This window comes from Tessaracoccus defluvii (assembly GCF_014489575.1).
Taxonomy (GTDB): Bacteria; Actinomycetota; Actinomycetes; order Propionibacteriales; family Propionibacteriaceae; genus Arachnia; species Arachnia defluvii.
Map to the genome: position 1 here is coordinate 481193 of NZ_CP060789.1, position 17821 is coordinate 499013.

The following is a 17821-nucleotide window of genomic DNA, read 5'->3' on the forward strand; positions in this document are numbered from 1 at the left end:
ACCCAGGATAGTCGGGCCCATCGGCGCGCCCCACCCCGATACTGTTGGCCCGTGACCAGAATCCAGTCACCCTCCGCCGAGTTCGTCCGCCGCGGCTTCGACGCGCCGTCGGCCACCGCACGGATCTGGGAAACATGGGTGGCGGCCGCGGGCGGGGCCCCGCTCGATCTGGCCGCCTTCGACGGCGTCGCCGACCGTGACCAGGCGCTCGACTCCGCCCAGCGGATCGCCGCCGCGGACCCCGAGCGGTTCGCCCTGCTCCGTGACCATCCCGCGTGGCTCAACCGGGTCCTGCTCGTGCTGGGTGGTTCCTCGGTCCTCGCGCAGACCCTCGTCCGGCATCCTGCGTTGCTCGACGGCCTGGCCGACGAGCCGCGGCCACGCGGCAGGAACGGCTGGCTGGCGTTCTTCTCCGACCGCGTCGGCATCGTCGACGGCGTCGCCACCGGCGGCGGGGATGCGCTGCGGCTGGCCAACCGCGAGGCGCTCATCGAGATCGCCGCGCGTGACCTGGCGGCGCCCGACCCGCTGGCCATCGTCGACGGCGTGGCCGCGGAACTGGCGCACGTCGCCGACGCCGTCCTCGAGGCGGCCCTCGCGGTCGCGAGGGCGGATGAGCCGCGGTGGCGTGACGTGCGGCTGGCGGTGCTGGCCATGGGCAAGACCGGGGCGGGGGAGCTCAACTACATCTCCGACGTCGACGTCATCTACGTCGCGGAACCCGCCGCCGGGACCGACCCGACAGAGGCGCTGGCCGTCGCCACCCGGCTGGCCGCCGCGCAGGCCAGGATCTGCTCGGCCCACACGTCCGAGGGGACCATCTGGCAGGTCGATGCCGCGCTGCGGCCGGAGGGCAAGGCCGGCCCACTCGTCCGCACCCTGGCCAGCCACCGCGCCTACTACGGGAAGTGGGCGAAGAACTGGGAGTTCCAGGCGATGCTCAAGGCCAGGCCGGCCGCGGGCGACCTCGACCTCGGGCAGGAGTTCGTCGAGCTCGTGTCGCCGCTGGTGTGGCGGGCGGGGGAGCGGCCCGACTTCGTCGCCGACGCCCGCGCCATGCGGGAGCGCGTCATCTCGCTGCTGCCGTCGAAGCAGGCTGCCCGCGAGATCAAGCTCGGGGAGGGCGGACTCCGCGACACCGAGTTCTCCGTCCAGCTGCTGCAGCTGGTCCACGGCCGCACCGACGAGCGGCTCCGGGTGCGCGGCACGTTCACCGCCCTCGACGAACTCACCGCGGCCGGGTACATCGGCCGCGGCGACGGCGCCAGGATGACGCAGGCCTACCGGTTCCAGCGGGTGCTCGAGCACCGCATCCAGCTGCGCCGCCTCCGGCGCACCCATCTGCTGCCCGACGAGGACGTCGCGCTGCGGCAGCTGGCGCGCTCCCTCGGCATGACGGTGGACGAGTTGCTCGACCGCTGGAAGCAGTCGGCCAGGGAGGTGCGGTCGTTGCAGCAGCGGATCTTCTTCTCGCCCCTGCTGGAGGCCGTCAGCCAGGTGCCGTCGGATCGGGTGCGGCTCACCCCGGACGCCGCCATCGCCTGGATGGGCGCGCTGGGCTTCCAGGACCCCCGCGCAGCGCTCGGCCACCTCGAGGCCCTGACCCGCGGCTCCGGCCGCGGCACCGAGATCCAGCGGCAGCTCCTTCCCGCCATGCTGGGCTGGTTCGCGGAGGGCCCCAACCCTGACTTCGGGCTCCTGGCCTTCCGGCAGCTGTCCGAGTCGCTCGGCGACGCCTCCTGGTACCTGCGGGCGCTGCGCGACGACGGATACACGGCCCACCGTCTCGCCAAGGTCGTCTCCACCAGCCGCTACGTCGTCGACCTGCTGCGCCGCTCACCGGACATGATCCGCATGATGTCGAGCAACGAGGAGCTCACCCCCCGGACGACCGCGGAACTGACACGCGCGATGGCCAGGGCGGCCGCGCGGCACGACAACGTCGAGAAGGCCATCGCGTCTGTGCGGGCCATCCGGCGCGCCGAGCTGTGCCGCATCGCCCTGACCGACGTGCTGGGCCACGCCGAGCCGGCCGCCGTCGGCACCGCGCTCAGCGACCTGGCCTCGGCCACCGTCGAGGCGGGACTGCTCCTGGCGCGCCGCGACGTCGAGGCCCCCTCCGTCGGCGTGATCGCCCTCGGGCGCTGGGGCGGCGGCGAACTGAGCTACTCCTCCGACGTCGACTGCATGTTCGTGATCGCCGACGGCGAGGACCCCGCGGCCGCGACCGAACTCGTGCGCCGCGCCATCCACATCGTGGGCGCACCCGGCCCCGACCCTGCGCTCGTCGTGGACACCGACCTGCGGCCGGAGGGCCGCGGCGGCCCGCAAGTGCGCACCGTCTCCTCCTACCTCAGCTACTACGAGAAGTGGGCATCGGTGTGGGAGCGACAGATGCTGCTGCGCGCCCGCCCCGGCGCCGGCGATCCCGGCCTGACCGGGGCCGTCATCGCAGGCGTGGAGGGATTCCGCTACCCCGACGGCGGGCTGACCGCCGCGCAGACCGCCGAGATCCGCAAGCTGAAGTCCAGGATGGAGAAGGAGCGGATCCCCAAGGGCATCCCGCGGGAACGCCACCTCAAACTGGGCCCGGGCGGACTGTCCGACGTGGAGTGGACCGTGCAGCTGCTGCAGCTGCGACACGGTCACGCCCACGAGGAGCTCCGGAACACGTCGACGGTGGGGGCGCTGGCCGCGCTGTCGACGCTCGGCCTCATCGACAGGCACGAAGCCTCGACGCTCGAGTCCGCTTGGCGCACCTGCAGCGCCCTGCGTGACGCCATCATGCTGGTGCGCGGCCGGGCCGGCGACGCGCTCCCGAGCGACACCCGTGAGCTGGCCGCGATCTCGGTGCTCCTCGGCTACCGCCCGCGGGAGGCCTCCCGGCTGCTGGAGGACGTGCTGCGGCGCATGCGACGGGCCTACCGGATCGTCGACGACCTGTTCTGGAGCTAGCCGGGGATCTGAACCGGGGTCCGCGTCGGGGCGGGCGTGTGGCGCCGGAGCAGCAGCAGGCCTGCGATCATCAGCACCGGGAACACGGTGCCCGTCAGCATCGCCGTCGACAGCGAACCGGTCGCGTCAGCGGCCACGCCCACGACTGCGGGGCCGAGCGCGCAGCCAGCGTCGCCGCCCAGCGCCAGCAGGGCGAAGAGGACGGTGCCGCCCCGCGGGAACGCCGCGGATCCCACCGTGAACGTGCCGGGCCAGAGCATCCCGACGGAGAAGCCGCCGAGCGCCACGCCCACGAGTCCCAGCCCCGGCCAGGGGCTCAGCGCCGCGAGGAGGTAGGCCGCGACGCACGCCGTCAGCGTGCCGATCATGATCCGCGACACGTTGTCACGCGTGGCCCGCGAGCCGAAGATCACCCGCGACAGGCCCATGCACACAGCGAACATCAGCGGCCCCAGCAGGTCGCCCATCGTCTTCTCGAGCCCGAGGCCGGCCTGCGCGTAGGCGGAGGCCCACTGGCTCATCGCCTGCTCCGAGGCGCCCGCGGCCAGCATCAGCAGGACGAGCAGCCAGAAGCGGCGCCGGCGCAGCAGGTCGATGTAGCGCATCGGCGTGCCCTCGGTGACCAACGGGAAGTACGGCACGAACCACAGCAGGACCGCGTTCAGCGCCGGCACGATCGCCCACGCGAAGCACAGCAGCGGCCACCGGTCCTCGCCCAGCAGCAGGAACCCGACGGTGCTGAGCGCCACGACGGCGACGTGACCCCAGCAGTAGAACGAGTGGAGCAGGCTCATGTGGAAGGCCTTGTTCTCCGTGGGGCAGGCCTCCACCACCGGGCTCACCAGCACCTCGAGCAGCCCGCCGCCGAACGCGCAGATACCCGTCGCCAGGATGAGGCCGAGCAGTGGCGACGGCGCGACAAAGGGCAGCACACCCATCGCGATCAGCCCCGCCGCCGCCGTGACGTGGGCCACCACCATGCTGACCCGGTAGCCGACGGCGTCGATCGCCTTCGGTGCGACGAGGTCGACCAGCAGCTGGAAACCGAAGTTGAACGCGACGATCGCGCCCAGCGCCGAGAACGAGATGCCGAAGCTGTCGTGCCAGATGATGAACATCAGCGGGCCGAGGTTGTTGATGATCGCCTGGGTCACGTAGCCGACGTAGCTGGCGGCGAGGGTGTGGCGATGGTCGAGGCGAGGCACCGCCCGAGCCTAGCCGAGCGGCACCCGGCACCGACGACCGCCCAGCGTGCGACGGAACCCGCGTGATAGACTGGGCGGCGATAAACGTGTTCCGGGGTCGGTGAAAGTCCGAACCGGCGGTGATAGTCCGCGACCCCCGCGGCCCGACAGGGCCACAGGGTTGACTCGGTGGAACTCCGAGACCGACAGTCAGAGTCTGGATGGGAGGAACACGCGCCACGGCGTGGCGCGTCCGCAGGCTACCTGCGCACGCTCCGACTCTCGCCGTTCCATGGCGCTACCCCGGAGCCTGAGCAGGACGGGGACCATGACCAGCCAGGAGCGCCGCAGCGCACTCACCCTCTCCCACCTGGGAGTGTGGTCCGCGTTCCCCGGCCGCACCCGCCCGGGACGGCTCCGGCTGGTCCCCGCACTCGTGGTCGCCGCGGTGCTGGTGCTCGTCTGGTGGGCCGTCACCGCGGCCGGACTCATCGCCCCCCTCTACCTGCCCGCCCCCGGGGAGGTCGTCGCCCGCATGGCCTTCCAGGTGCAGTCCGGGCTGGCCTGGCGCTACCTGGCGCCGACGCTGGCCGCGGCGCTGCTCGGCATGGGGATCGCCGTGGCCGTCGGGCTCCCGCTCGGCTACCTCGCCACCCACTCCAGGCTGCTCGGTGCCGTCGTCGAGCCGTTCATCGCCGTGTCGCAGACGGTGCCGCTGGTTGCGATCGCGCCGCTGCTGGTGCTCTGGATCGGCTACGGCACCGTGCCCATCGCGATCCTGTGCGCCATCGTCGCGTTCTTCCCCATGGTCACCACCACCGTCGTCGGCCTCCGCTCCCTCGACATGCGGACCATCGAGACCGCGCTGCTCGACGGCACGAACTGGTGGCAGCGGCTCGTGCACGTCGAGGGCCCCATGGCCGCCCCGGCCGTCCTCGCAGGCGTCCGCGGGGGAGTGGTGCTGTCGATGACCGGTGCGGTCGTCGGCGAGCTCGTCATGGGAGGTGCCGGCCTCGGCACGCTCCTGACGCTCGCCAGGGACTCCGCCGACACCGCCGCAGTGTTCGCCGTGGTCGCCTGGATCAGTCTCACGGCCTTGGCCTTCCACGCCCTCGTCCAACTCCTCGAACGCGCCGCCGTTCACCGTCTCCAGGGAGAATCGTCATGATCAACCGTCGCACCCTGCTCCTCGGCAGCCTCGCCTCCGTCGGCGCCATCGCCAGCCTCTCCGCCTGCACGCCCCGCACACCCGAACCGGGGTCCGGCAAGGTCACCGTCGGGCTCACCTACATCCCCAACGTCCAGTTCTCGGCGTTCTACCTCGGCGTCTCCGCCGGGATCTTCGAGCGCCACGGCCTCGACGTCACGCTGCGGCACCACGGTCAGCAGGAGGACGTGTTCGGCGCGGTGCTCGGCGGCCAGGAGGACATCGTCTTCGCCTCCGCCGACGAGGCGACGGTGGCGGCCGCGCGGGGGCAGGAGCTGCGCACGTTCGCCGTCAGCTACCAGACCTACCCGATCCAGGTGCTCGGCCGGGCCGACCTGACCATCGACCCCGCCGGCGGCCTCGAGGTCCTGAAGGGGCACACGCTCGGCATCCCCGGACACTTCGGCTCCAGCTACTACGCGGCGCTGGCCGCGATCCACAAGGCGGGCCTCAGCGAGGCCGACGTCGAGCTGGTCGACATCGGCTACACGGGCATCAGCGCCCTCACCGGGGAGAAGGTGGACTTCATCATGGGCTTCAGCAACAACGAGCTCGTGCAGCTGGAGAGCCAGGGCCTCGGCGGCACCGTCATCCCCGTCTTCGACGCCGACGCCCCGACCCTGGTCGGCCCCAGCCTGGTCACCGTCGGGACGCGGAACTCCGACGACGTGCTGCGGGCGCTCGCCGCGGGCATGAAGGAGGCGGAGGAGGCGATCCTCGCCGACCCGCAGGCGGCGCTCGACGCCACTGCGGAGCAGGTGCCTGCCATGGCCGATCCGGTGCAGCGGGAGTCGGCCGCGAAGGTGTTGGAGGCCACGTCGCAGCTGTGGCTGCGCAACGGGAAGGTCGATGTGAGCGTCGATCCGGCAGCGTTCGAGCGGATGGGGACGTTCCTCGCTGAGGCGGGGATCATCGAGGCGCTGCCGGAGAAGTTCTACCTCCAGCTGGGCTGATGCACATCAGGTGCGGGCTGTGAAGAGCCGGTCGCCGACCAGCGCGCCCACGATCGGCGGAATGAGCAGCACCGCGACGACCACGACCGCAGGCGGGGCGACCAGGGCCAGCAGGCCGACGATCGCGGCGGTCACCAGCGCGACCCCGAACCAGATCAGGCCAAGCCCGAGCCGCCAGCTGAGGAGCACGGCGGCGACGGCACCGACCACGAGGCCGATGACGCCGAAGACCAGGGAGGCGGGCGGACCGCCGACAGGGTCGACGGCGTCCGGGTAGTAGGCCTCGAACAGGAAGATGCCCAGCTGCGTGCCGGCCGGAACCAGTAACCAGAGCAGGACCGCTCCAGCCGCCTCGCGGATCTGTCGCTGGGCTCCGTCCGTCATGACCCCATCCTAACGAGCCCCGACCAGGGCCGGAGCCGTTGCGTCAGGACAGCTCGACGAGTGTGCGCCCGTGCCGCCTGCCCGCCAGCAGTTCCCCGCCGGCCGCGATGACGTCGGCGAGCCCGATCCGGGTGGTCATGGCCGCGAGGCGGTCGGTGTCGACGCCACGCGCCAGGAGCCGCCAGGCGTCGGCCCGGTCGTCGAGTGGCGCCCAGACCGAGTCGATGCCCGCGAGGGTCACGCCGCGCAGGATGAACGGCATCACCGTCGTCGGCAGGCTCGTGGAACCCGCCAGGCCACAGGCGGCGACCACCCCGCCGGGCGAGGTCCTGGCGATGGCATTGGCCAGCACCTCGCCGCCGACGGAGTCGACGACGGCGCACCAGCTGGCCTTCTGCAGGGGGCGGCCGGCCTCGGACAACGCCGAGCGGTCGATCAGTTCGGCGGCGCCGAGATCCCGCAGATAGTCGCCGTGCTCCTCGGCCCGCCCGGTGACGGCGGCGACGTGGAAGCCGGCGGTGGCGAGCAGCATCGTCGCGATGGAGCCGACGCCACCGGTGGCGCCGGTGACCAGCACGGGGCCGTCAGCGGGGGTGAGTCCCTCGCTGACGATCCGCATCACGGCAAGGGCGGCCGTGTAGCCGGCCGTTCCCAGCGCGGCGCACTGCTCGGCGGTCAGGCCGTCGGGGACGGCGACGGCACGCTCGCCGTCGACGCGGGCCCGGGTGGCGTAGCCGCCGTGCTTCGTCTCGGACAGGCCCGCCCCGTTGAGGATCAGCGTATCGCCGACGCCCCAGCGGGGGTTGGTCGATTCCACGACGGTGCCCACGAGGTCGATGCCGGCCACCAGCGGTGTGGTGCGCACGACGCCGGGCCGCCCTGTCACGGCCAGGCCGTCCTTGTAGTTGAGGTCGGACCAGTCGACGTCCACCAGGACGTCGCCGTCCGGGATGAAGGACTCGTCGAACTCCTCGATTGCCGCGCCGTTCTCGCGCACCACGATGCCTTGGATCATGACCCCGAGCTTACGGGGCGGGCGGCAGATCCCTACGGCGGTCTCCGCGGAGTGGCGGGGGGCGGGGCCGTCGGCGCGCGCTAGCCGCGACGGCCACCAGACGGGGGCGCCGATGTCGTGGACGAGGGCGGGCACGAGCAGCGTGCGCACAACGAAGGTGTCGAGCAGCACCCGAACGCGACGATGAAGGCCAGCTGAAGCAGGAACAGGATCGGGATGACAGCCAGCGCCGCGAATGTCGCGGCCAGCACGATTCCGGCCGACGTGATGACGCCGCCCGTCACCGCCAGGCCGCGCAGGACGCCCTCCCTGGTGCCGTGGCGCAGCGTCTCCTCCCGCACCCTGGTCATGAGGAAGATGTTGTAGTCGATGCCGAGCGCCACGAGGAACACGAACCCGTAGAGAGGCACCGACGGGTCGGCCCCTGGCAGCTTCAGGATGTGGTTGAACACGATCGCGGCGGTTCCCAGGGCGGTGCCGAAGCTGAGCGCCGTCGTCAGGATCAGCAGCACGGGCGCCAGGACCGAGCGCAGCAGGAAGATCAGGATGACGAGGATCACGATCAGCACGAGGGGGATGATCACGGCCCGGTCGCGCTGCGAGGTGGTGCGGGTGTCGAGGTCGGTGGCGGTGGTGCCGCCGATCTCCGCGCTGCCCGACAGGTCCTGCCGCAGGGTGACGACGGTGTCGATGGCCGCGTCGCTGTCGGCCGCGTCGCTCAGCGTGGCGAGCAGCATCACCTGGCCCTCGCTCACGGTCGGCGCCGGCGCGGGGGTCCCTGGCGGGCCGAGCGGCTGGACGCCGTCGACCGTGACCGGGGCGGAGCCGGACGGGGAGTCGGCCGCGATCACGCTGACGGAGGCCACGCCGTCGTGGGCGAGGAGGACGTCGGCGACACTCTGGAGCCGGTCCTCGTCGGTCAGCACGTAGGCGGGGGAGCCGGAGCCGCCCGGGAAGTGTTTCCCGAGCAGGGCCTGGCCGTCGCGGGCGTCGGAGGCGCCCAGCACGAAGTCGCTGGGCGGGACGCCATCGGCGCGCAGCGTCGGCACGAAGGCGGCACCGGCGGCGAGCAGCAGTGCGCACACGATCCAGACCAGGCGGGGGCGCCCCTTCACGAACGTGCCGATCCGCGCGTAGACGCCGGTGTGGGTCTGCTGTTCATCCGTTCGATCGGGATCGAACAATGGGCGTCGCGGCCAGTAGGCCGTCCGGCCCAAGAGATAGAGGAGGCTCGGGAGCAGTGTCAGCGCCGACGCCATGGCGAACACGATGCCGATCGACGCGACGGGGCCGAGTGACCTGTTGGAGCCGAGGTCGCTCAGCAGCAGGCACAGGAGGCCGGCGATGACGGTGCCGCCGGAGGCGAGGATGGGCTCGATGACGCCCTTGATGGCGGCCCGGGTTGCCACGCCGCGCGACGGATGACGGCGCAGCTCCTCTGCGTAGCGGGCGGTGTAGAGCAGCGAGTAGTCGGTGGCCGCCCCGATGACGAGGATGAACAGGATGCCCTGGGTCTGGCCGGTCAGCGTCAGGATTCCGGCTTTGGCCAGCCACCAGTTCGTGAGCAACGCGACGCAGAGCGCGAAGAGGCTGGTGGCGAGGACGGCGAACGGCAGGATCGCGGACCGGTACACGATGAGCAGGATCACGAGCACCAGGGACGTCGCCACGATCAGGAGCAGGCCGTCGATGCCGCCGAAGGCGTCGACGAGGTCACTCGTGAAGCCGGCGGGGCCGGTGACGTGGAACTCAACACCGGCGGGAAGCTCGGCTGTGATCGCGTCCCTCAACTCGGTGACGGTGTCGACCAGGTCAGCCTCGGAGTCGATGCCGAGGAAGGCCTGGGCGGCCAGGCCGTCTTCGGACGGGATGAGCGGGGAGGAGGAAGCGACGCCGTCGATCTCGCCTGCCTCCGTGACGGCGGAGCCCAGGCTGGTCAGTTGCTCTTCGGTCAGCGGGTCGGCCGCGGCGAAGATGGCGATGGCGGGGATCTGGTCGTCGCCGACGAAGTCGAGGTAGCGCTGCCCGACGACGGTGGCCTCGGCGGAGGCGGGAAGGAAGCTCGACTGGTCGTTCTGGGCGACCTCGCCCACGCGCCCGAAGTAGGGCCCCCCGATCCCTGCGCCGACGAGCCAGATCAGGATCAGGGCGACGGGGATGAGGACCCGCGCCTTCCGCGTGGTCATCATGGCGTGGAGTCTAGGTGGGCATCGGGCCCCGCTCAGGGGTGTCCGGGATCCGGGGCGGGCTCAGCCGACCAGGTGCGTGCCTCGCGTGGTGCCGCGACGATCAGCGCCACCGACTCCAGCGCGAGGGCCACGAGCGAGCCGTGTGGGTAGTACTGCAGCGTCACCGTGCCGGCCACGAGCACCGGGAGGCTCAGGCCGAGGAGGATCCTCGTCCACGTCCGCCAGGTGCATCCGGCTGTGAAGGTGGCGACGATGCTCGCGAGGCCGACGAGGATGAGCCAGTATCCCTCCGCACCCCACAGCGGGTGCAGCGGCGAGTCGACGGGCGTTCCGAGGTAGCTGATGACGGTGACCACGGCGCCCACCGGCCCATTCGGCCAGTGCCTGGTACAGCGGCGTCTGGCTGACCTGGTCCTGCCAGCGCCAGCCCCAGCCGCCTGCCACACGGTCTGGAGCGACCTGGACGACCCCGCGGTCCCGCTGTGGGCGCGCGTCGCCTTCGTCGCCATCGGTGGCCTCGGGGTGCTCACGATGCAGGTCTTCGCGGTATGCATCTGGCGCCTCCTGACGCTGGTGCGGCGTGGGTCGGTCTTCTCGGAGGCGTCCTTCCGGTACGTCGACGTCATCGTCGGTGCCTTCGCGGCGGCATCAGTGCTCGCGCTCGCGCTCGGGGTGCTGCTCGCCCCAGGCGGTGTCGCCCCCGGGATGGTCGGGCTCATTTGCGGGGCCTCCCTGGTGCTGGCGGGCATCGCGCTGCTGGTGCTCGTGATGCGCAGGCTGCTCCGGCAGGCCATCGAGCAGGCCGGCGAGGTGCGCACCCTGCGCTCCGAGCTGGATCAGGCCGTCTAGTGGCGGGGGAGCTGTGATGGCGATCATCGTCGACATCGACGTGATGCTGGCCCGCCCTCGACTGCCAGCCGGGAGACCTGCTGCGCTGGGAGCCCGACGACGAGACGGCCCCCGAACCTGCGTTTCCGTGGGTCGGGGGCCGGTCGGCGTCAGCGTCAGATCAGAGCGCGTAGTACAACTCGAACTCGTGCGGGTGCGGCCGCATCGCGATCGCCTGGATCTCGGCACGCTTCAGCTCGATCCACGTCTCGATCAGGTCGGGGGTGAACACGTCGCCCGCCAGCAGGAACTCGTGGTCCGCCTCGAGGGCGTCGAGGACGGCGCCCAGCGAACCGGGCACGGTCGGAACCTCGGCGTGCTCGTCCGGGGGAGCTCGTAGAGATCCTTGTCGATCGGGGCCAGCGGCTCGATCCGGTTCTGGATGCCGTCGATGCCGGCCAGCAGCATCGCGGCGAACGCCAGGTACGGGTTGCTCGACGGGTCGGGGCAGCGGAACTCGATGCGCTTGGCCTTCGGGTTCGAGCCCGTGATCGGGATGCGGATGCACGCCGAGCGGTTGCGCTGCGAGTACACCAGGTTGACCGGGGCCTCGAAGCCGGGGACGAGGCGGTGGAAGGAGTTCACCGACGGGTTCGTGAAGGCCAGCAGGGCGGGGGCGTGCTTCAGCAGGCCGCCGATGTAGTAGCGGGCCATGTCGGAGAGCCCGGCGTAACCGTTCTCGTCGTAGAACAGCGGCACGCCCTCGTTCCAGATCGACTGGTGGCAGTGCATGCCCGAGCCGTTGTCGCCGAAGATCGGCTTCGGCATGAAGGTGGCGGTCTTGCCGGCCTCCCAGGCGGTGTTCTTGACGAGGTACTTGAACTTCATGACGTCATCGGCGGCCTTGAGCAGCGTGTCGAAGCGCCAGTTGATCTCGGCCTGGCCGGCGGTGCCGACCTCGTGGTGGGCACGCTCGACGATGAGGCCAGCCTTCTCCATGTGGCGGACGATGTCGTCACGCAGGTCGCCGAAGTGGTCGACCGGGGCGACGGGGAAGTAGCCGCCCTTGTAGTTGACCTTGTAGCCGCGGTTGCCGCCGTCCTCGATCCGGCCGGTGTTCCAGGCGCCGGCCTCGGAGTCGATGTGGTAGTACGACGAGTTGGCGGAGGTCTCGAAACGGATGTCGTCGAAGACGTAGAACTCGGCCTCGGGGGCGAAGAAGGCGGTGTCGCCGATGCCGGTGGAGCCGAGGTAGGCCATCGCCTTCCTGGCGATGTTGCGCGGGTCGCGGGAGTACGGCTCCTTCGTCAGCGGGTCGTGGACGAAGAAGTTGACGTTCAGCGTCTTCGACTTCCGGAAGGGGTCGACGTAGGCGGTGGTCGGGTCGGGGAACAGCGACATGTCCGACTCGTGGATCTTCTGGAAGCCCGTGATCGACGAGCCGTCGAAGTTGAGCCCCTCCTCGAAGACCTCGCGGCCGAAGGAGCCGGCTGGGACGGTGAAGTGCTGCATCACGCCGGGCAGGTCGCAGAAGCGAACATCGATCGTCTCAATGCCCTCCTGCTTGATGTAGGCCAGGAGATCATCGGCGCCTGTGAACATGGAGTGTTTCCCTTCATAGGTCAAGAACGTGGCTCGAACCTATCCGGGGGCGTTGCCCGACAGTTGCGTCCACATTTCAGCGGTGTTACACGTTCGAGGGAAAGACGGACCGGCCCCGCGCAGAGACTGCGCGGGGCCGGTGGATCGTCGCCTGGATCAGGCGGCTGCACCCGTGAACGACGGCTTGGCGTTGTAGGTGTCCACGTCGAGGACCCCCTCGCGCTTGGAGACGATCGTCGGCACCAGAGCCTGGCCGGTGACATTGAGGGCCGTGCGGCCCATGTCGACGATGGCCTCCACGGCGATCAGCAGACCGACGCCCGCCAGCGGCAGGCCGAGCGTGGACAGCGTCAGTGTCAGCATGACGGTGGCGCCCGTGGTGCCGGCCGTGGCGGCCGAACCGATGACGGCCACGAACGCGATCAGCAGGTAGTGGGTGATGTTGAGGTCGATCCCGTAGAACTGGGCGACGAAGATCGCGGCGATGGCCGGGTAGATCGCGGCGCAGCCGTCCATCTTGGTCGTCGCGCCCAGCGGCACGGCGAACGACGCGTACTCGCGAGGGACGCCCAGGTTCTTCTCGGCGACCTGCTCGGTAACAGGCATGACGCCCATGGAACTGCGGGTGACGAAGCCCAGCGAGATGACGGGCCACACGTTGCGGTAGAACTGCGCGACGCTCAGGCCGTGCCCGCGCAGGATCACGGGGTAGACGAGGACCCAGACGATCAGCATCGCGAGGTACAGGGCCACGACGAACGCGCCGAGCGAGGCGAGCGAGGCCCAGCCGTAGGTGGCGACGGCCTTGCCGATGAGGGCGGCGGTGCCGATGGGCGCGAGCCGGATGACCCACCACAGGACGGTCTGGACGACGGCAAGCACCGACTCGGACAGCGACACCAGCGGGTCGGCCTTGCTGCCGACCTTGAGGGCGGCGATGCCCAGCGCGATCGAGATGAGCAGGATCTGCAGGATCGAGAAGTTCGGGCTGGCGGTGATCACGCCGTCGGCGCTCTGCGAGGCCCGCACGGACAGGCCGAAGATGTTCGACGGGACGAGGCCGGTGAGGAAGGCGGTCCACTCGCCGACGCGGCCCGGCTCGCTCGCGGCGTCGCCGGAGACGCCGGCGGTCAGCCAGGGCTTCGAGATGAGCCCGACGACGATGCCGACGACGACGGAGGCCAGCGCGGTGATGGCGAACCAGATCAGCGTCTGGACGGCGAGGCGCGCCGCATTGGTGACCTGCCGGAGGCGCGCCACCGACGAGATGACCGCGGTGACGATCAGGGGGATGACCAGGACCGTCAGCAGCTTCACGTACGCGCTGCCGACCTCGGTCAGCAGGGTGGTCAGCCAGTTCGGATCCTTCGCCTCGCCGACGGTGCCGATCGCGCGGGCGATCAGGCCGAGGACGAGGCCGACGATCAGGCCGGCGATGACCTGGAAGCCGAGGTGGGTGTAGAAGGGCTTGGCCTTGGGCTGCTCGACGGTGTTCTCGGGTGCGGCAGCAGGCTCAGTGGTGGTGTGAGACATCACGGACTTTCCGGTGTGGGGAGGGGGTGAGGGACGGCGGCGTCAGGCCCAACACATCGCGCTGGCCTGGCGGCGCAGATCGACCCACGGTCGTCCGTACAGCTGAGGCATGGCCCTACTCTGGCACACCGGTTCCCGGCACCGTCGACCCGTTCGGCCGATATCGCTACCGGCTGAACTCCGCGAGCCGATCCCGCGGCAACGCGCCTCGACGGGGCCCCATCGGCCCGCTGCTAGGCTGCCGCCTGTGACCGATCCCGAGCCGTATCCCGGCGCCTCCATCGGCCTGCCCGAGTCCGGCCCCCGCTCCCTGGCCAGCATCCTCGCTCGCGTCGCGGCCCTCATCGGTGACTGGGCCGCCAGCATGGTCGTGGCCATCGCCATCTTCGGCTGGGAGGTCATGACCGGATCCGGCTGGAGGTCCTTCATGATCCTGGCCGTCTACTTCGTCCAGGCCAGCCTGCTGACCGCGCTGACGGGCGGCTCCTTCGGGCAGTTGATCGCCCGCATCGGCCTGGTCCGGCTCGACGGCCAGCCTCTGGGCTGGTGGCGTCCCTTCGCGAAGACGGCGCTCAAGTGCCTGGTGATCCCGACGCTGGTCATCGGCGCGGAGCGCCGCACCCTGCCGGATCTGCTGCTGGGCACCGTCGTCGTGAACCGCCGCTGACCGCCCCATGAGCCACACCGGTATCCGCGGCTACGGCCGCGTCCTGGGGCATGGCCCCGCGGTCCGCCCCTTCCTCGCCGCGGTGATCGCCCGCCTTCCCGTCGGGATGGCCGGCCTCGGCATGATCGTGCTGATCGAGCAGGTGCGAGGCTCCTACTCGATCGCGGGCGTCGTCACGGCAGCGTTCGCGTTGGCCACCGCGCTGAGCGCCCCCGTGCTCGGGCGGCTCATGGACCGGGCGGGCCAGCCGCGGGTGCTGATCGCCACCGGCCTGGTGAGTTCGGCAGCCCTCGCCTCCCTGGCACTGGCCGCCGTCGCCGGAGCGGCCGACGTCGTCCTGATCGCGCTGGCCATCGCCACCGGGCTCACGTTCCCGCCGATCAGCCCCGCCATGCGCGCCGCCTGGCGCGTGATCTTCCCCGACCAGGACCGACGCCGCCTCGGCTACGCGCTGGACGCCTCCTCCGTCGAGCTTATTTTCGTGTGCGGCCCGCTGCTGCTGTCGCTGCTCGCCGCGTGCAGCCCGCCGCAGGTGCCGCTCCTGGTCACCGCCGGGCTGATGGCGTCCGGATCGCTGGCCTACTCCTCGACGAAGGCCGCCCGCTCGTGGCGCTCGGCAGACATCGTCGTCCTCGACGACGGCGCCTCGGTCGCCGCCGTCGGCCGCAACACCGCCCGCTCGGCACTGACGGCGCCCGGCCTGGCGCTGCTGCTCCTCGTCGCGCTGTGCATGGCGGTCGGCTTCGGGCAGATGGACACGGCGTTCGTCGCCACGGCGGACCTCGTCCTCGGCGGCCCCCAGAACCTCGGCTTCCTGTTCGCCGCCATCGCCGGCGGCAGCACGATCGGCGGCCTGGTGTACGGCTCGCGGCACTGGAAGGGCGACGAGTTCCGCCGCACGGCCATCATGCTCGGGCTCTTCGCCCTGTCGATCGTCCCACTGCCGCTGCTCATGCTGGCCGGGACCCCGCCGCTCTCCCTGCTGCTGCCGCTGATGTTCCTGACCGGCCTGACCATCGCGCCGACCCTCATCATGTTCCAGAACGGCATCGACGCATTGGCTCCCGGACACCGGATCACGGAGGCGCAGGCGTTCCTCAGCGCCGCGATGACGTCCGGTGGCGCGCTCGGCACGGCCGCCGGCGGCATCATGGTCGACCACCTCGGCCCCGGCGGGGCGCTGGTGGGCGCCGTCGTGGTCATCGCTCTCGGCTCGGCGCTGTGCTTCACACAGCTGCGGCGCTGGCGCGGCCTCGTCGGCTGATCAGCGGCTGCCCCACTCCCAGGTCGGGCGGCTGAGGAGACCCTGCCCCTCGACCACCGTCTCGCCGCTGTCCTTGTCGAGCTCCACCCGGGACAGGTCGTCGTCGGCGACATCGGCGGCCAGGGCCGTCACCAGAGCCTGCGAGTGGGTGACGAGGACGATCTGCGTGTCGCGTGCCGCGTGGGCGATGAGCCTGGCCAGAGGCTCGATGAGGCTGGGGTGGAGGCTGTTCTCGGGCTCGTTGATCGCCATCAGCGGCGGCTTCTCGGGCGCCAGCAGCGCGGCGAGGAACATCAGATACCGCAGGGTGCCATCGGAGAGCTCCGCCGCGCCGAGCCGACGCAGCAACCCGGGCTGGTGCAGGCCGACGTCGAACAGGCCGTCGGTCATCGCGATGCTGAGCCGGGATCCGGGGAAGGCGTCGTCGATCAGTTCCCCGAGGGGCTCCTTGCCGCGCTCGTGGATGGTCTGCAGCGCGGCCGCGACGTCGGATCCGTCGGAGGTCATCGCCCAGGTGCGGGTGCCGACCTGCGGCGCCCTTGCCGGGGCGTGCGCGTCGGTGCGCAGCGCGTCATAGAACCGCCAGGCGGCGAGCTGGTCGCGCAGCGTCCGCGCCTCCGGCACGTCCGCCAGCATCGACGTGTGTGTGGGCAGCTGATAGGGCAGCTCCTGCCAGGGCCCGTCGTCGCGGACCTCCACGAGCGCATGGCGACGCCGGGCCAGCAGGGTGCCGGGGCGCATGATCGGCCCGGCCCAGATGGCCTCGCGCTTGATCTCCGGATCGCGGGCGAAGGCCGAACTGCTGGGAATCGGCAGCCCCAGGTCGATGAGATACGAGTAGCCGTCCGCGCCCACGCCGAGCCGCAGCGAGACGGGGCCGCTGCGGGTGGCGCCCTGCACGATGCCGGTGCGGCGGGCCCCCTTGAGTGACTCCGGCCCCGCCCACAGCGCCGAGTTCAGGCCACCTTCGCGGGCGAGCGACCCGACGGCGTCTCCGAGGCCGCAGCCGGCCAGCAGCCGCAGCGACCGGTAGACGCTCGACTTGCCGGCGCCGTTGCGGCCCGTGACCACCGTCACACGGCTGAGCGGGATCGCCACATCGCGCAGGGAGCGGTAGCCGGCGACGGCGAGGGTGCGGTACATGACAGGCAACCTACCGAGCCGCCCCGACACTTCGAGAGGGCGACTGGCAGAATCGGGTCATGGCCAACGACCTGCCCCTCAACGACGCGACCACCCTGCCCGCCCTCGGCTTCGGCCTGTACAAGGTGGAGCCCGAACAGGCCGCTGACGTCGTCGTCGCCGGCGTCGAGGCCGGCTATCGGCTCGTCGACGGCGCCGAGTTCTACCACAACGAGGCGGAGGTCGGGGAGGGCCTTCGGCGGGTCGACCGGTCGTCGCTGCTCGTCACCTCGAAGTTCTGGGGTGAGGAGGAGATGTCCCGCGACGCGGCGCTGCGGGCCTTCGACGCGTCGGAACGCAACCTGGGCACCGCCATCGACATCTACATGATCCACTGGCCCCGTCCGGCCAGGGACCGCTACGTCGAGGTCTGGCGGGCGCTGATAGAACTGCGGGACGCGGGCCGCGTCCGCACCATCGGGGTCTCCAACTTCGCCGAGCACCACCTGACCCGGATCATCGACGAGACGGGCGTGGTGCCGGCGATCAATCAGGTCGAGTCTCACCCGTGGCTGCCGCAGCACGACCTGCGCGCCTTCCACGCCGCGCACGGGATCGTCACGCAGGCGTGGAGCCCGCTCGGACGCGGCCGGCTGCTGGCCGACCCGGCGATCGGGACCATCGCGGGCCGGCTGGGCGTGACGCCGGCGCAGGTGATCATCCGCTGGCACCTCGAGCTCGGCGGGGGACTGCTGCCGAAGTCGACGAACCCGGGCCGGCTGCGCAGCAATCTGGACGTCGACGGGTTCCGCCTGAGCGTGGACGACATGGCCGCGCTCGCGGCGCTGGAGACCGGGGAGCGCACGGGCACGCATCCCGACGAGCGCAACTGACCCGCGTTCCCTGAGCCTGTCATAG

14 protein-coding genes, 1 pseudogene and 1 riboswitch are annotated in these 17821 nt (G+C 71.1%); of the genes and pseudogenes, 7 read left to right on the top strand and 8 right to left on the bottom strand.

Annotated features, from left to right (window positions below):
• Positions 1 to 51 precede the first annotated feature (51 nt).
• Entirely contained in the window at positions 52 to 2955 is a 2904-nt protein-coding gene (locus tag H9L22_RS02240; RefSeq protein ID WP_187721425.1) for a bifunctional [glutamine synthetase] adenylyltransferase/[glutamine synthetase]-adenylyl-L-tyrosine phosphorylase, read from the top strand.
• Here the strand turns inward: H9L22_RS02240 and H9L22_RS02245 are convergent.
• Complete coding sequence (locus H9L22_RS02245) at positions 2952 to 4160, bottom strand: MFS transporter (RefSeq protein ID WP_187721426.1); 1209 nt, start codon at positions 4158 to 4160, stop codon at positions 2952 to 2954. The two genes, H9L22_RS02240 and H9L22_RS02245, sit on opposite strands and share 4 nt — an antisense overlap.
• A gap of 83 nt (positions 4161 to 4243) precedes the next feature.
• A riboswitch (FMN riboswitch) is annotated at positions 4244 to 4376 on the top strand.
• 91 nt (positions 4377 to 4467) lie between these two features.
• Here H9L22_RS02245 and H9L22_RS02250 point away from each other — a divergent pair.
• Complete coding sequence (locus H9L22_RS02250) at positions 4468 to 5307, top strand: ABC transporter permease (protein ID WP_187721427.1); 840 nt, start codon at positions 4468 to 4470, stop codon at positions 5305 to 5307.
• Complete coding sequence (locus tag H9L22_RS02255; RefSeq protein WP_187721428.1) at positions 5304 to 6299, top strand: ABC transporter substrate-binding protein; 996 nt, start codon at positions 5304 to 5306, stop codon at positions 6297 to 6299. The genes H9L22_RS02250 and H9L22_RS02255 overlap by 4 nt, the downstream gene beginning before the upstream one ends.
• Positions 6300 to 6305: 6 nt before the next feature.
• On the opposite strand, the gene H9L22_RS02260 is transcribed toward H9L22_RS02255, so the two are convergent.
• Genes H9L22_RS02260 through H9L22_RS02275 form a run of 4 tightly spaced genes read right to left on the bottom strand, consistent with a single transcriptional unit; the run spans position 6306 to position 10252 of the window.
• The gene (locus H9L22_RS02260) at positions 6306 to 6683 is read right to left on the bottom strand and encodes a hypothetical protein (RefSeq protein ID WP_187721429.1); all 378 of its coding nucleotides are present in this window, start codon (positions 6681 to 6683) and stop codon (positions 6306 to 6308) included.
• A gap of 43 nt (positions 6684 to 6726) precedes the next feature.
• Positions 6727 to 7869: an MDR family oxidoreductase gene (locus tag H9L22_RS02265; RefSeq protein WP_226966070.1), complete on the bottom strand. Its 1143-nt coding sequence runs from the start codon at positions 7867 to 7869 to the stop codon at positions 6727 to 6729.
• Positions 7779 to 9887, bottom strand: a complete 2109-nt coding sequence (locus H9L22_RS02270) for an MMPL family transporter (protein ID WP_226966071.1) — start codon at positions 9885 to 9887, stop codon at positions 7779 to 7781. The genes H9L22_RS02265 and H9L22_RS02270 overlap by 91 nt, the downstream gene beginning before the upstream one ends.
• A 32-nt stretch (positions 9888 to 9919) precedes the next feature.
• Complete coding sequence (locus H9L22_RS02275) at positions 9920 to 10252, bottom strand: hypothetical protein (protein WP_187721430.1); 333 nt, start codon at positions 10250 to 10252, stop codon at positions 9920 to 9922.
• Here H9L22_RS02275 and H9L22_RS02280 point away from each other — a divergent pair.
• Entirely contained in the window at positions 10236 to 10736 is a 501-nt protein-coding gene (locus H9L22_RS02280) for a DUF2975 domain-containing protein (protein WP_226966072.1), read from the top strand. The genes H9L22_RS02275 and H9L22_RS02280 overlap by 17 nt on opposite strands.
• 160 nt (positions 10737 to 10896) lie before the next feature.
• On the opposite strand, the pseudogene glnA reads toward H9L22_RS02280, so the two are convergent.
• Positions 10897 to 12239 (bottom strand): annotated as a pseudogene (glnA, locus tag H9L22_RS02285) (type I glutamate--ammonia ligase).
• A 234-nt stretch (positions 12240 to 12473) separates the two neighbouring features.
• Complete coding sequence (locus H9L22_RS02290; protein ID WP_187721432.1) at positions 12474 to 13850, bottom strand: dicarboxylate/amino acid:cation symporter; 1377 nt, start codon at positions 13848 to 13850, stop codon at positions 12474 to 12476.
• 247 nt (positions 13851 to 14097) lie between these two features.
• On the opposite strand from H9L22_RS02290, the gene H9L22_RS02295 reads away from it, so the two are divergent.
• Positions 14098 to 14517, top strand: coding sequence for an RDD family protein (locus tag H9L22_RS02295; RefSeq protein WP_226966073.1), 420 nt, complete (start codon positions 14098 to 14100; stop codon positions 14515 to 14517).
• Between the two features lie 7 nt (positions 14518 to 14524).
• On the top strand, positions 14525 to 15781 hold the full coding sequence (locus H9L22_RS02300; RefSeq protein ID WP_187721434.1) for an MFS transporter: 1257 nt from the start codon (positions 14525 to 14527) through the stop codon (positions 15779 to 15781).
• On the opposite strand, the gene H9L22_RS02305 is transcribed toward H9L22_RS02300, so the two are convergent.
• Positions 15782 to 16924, bottom strand: coding sequence for an AAA family ATPase (locus tag H9L22_RS02305; RefSeq protein ID WP_187721435.1), 1143 nt, complete (start codon positions 16922 to 16924; stop codon positions 15782 to 15784).
• 59 nt (positions 16925 to 16983) lie between these two features.
• On the opposite strand from H9L22_RS02305, the gene H9L22_RS02310 reads away from it, so the two are divergent.
• Positions 16984 to 17796 carry an aldo/keto reductase gene (locus H9L22_RS02310; RefSeq protein ID WP_187721436.1) on the top strand — a complete coding sequence of 271 codons (813 nt, stop codon included), beginning with the start codon at positions 16984 to 16986 and terminating at the stop codon, positions 17794 to 17796.
• Positions 17797 to 17821: the final 25 nt, after the last annotated feature.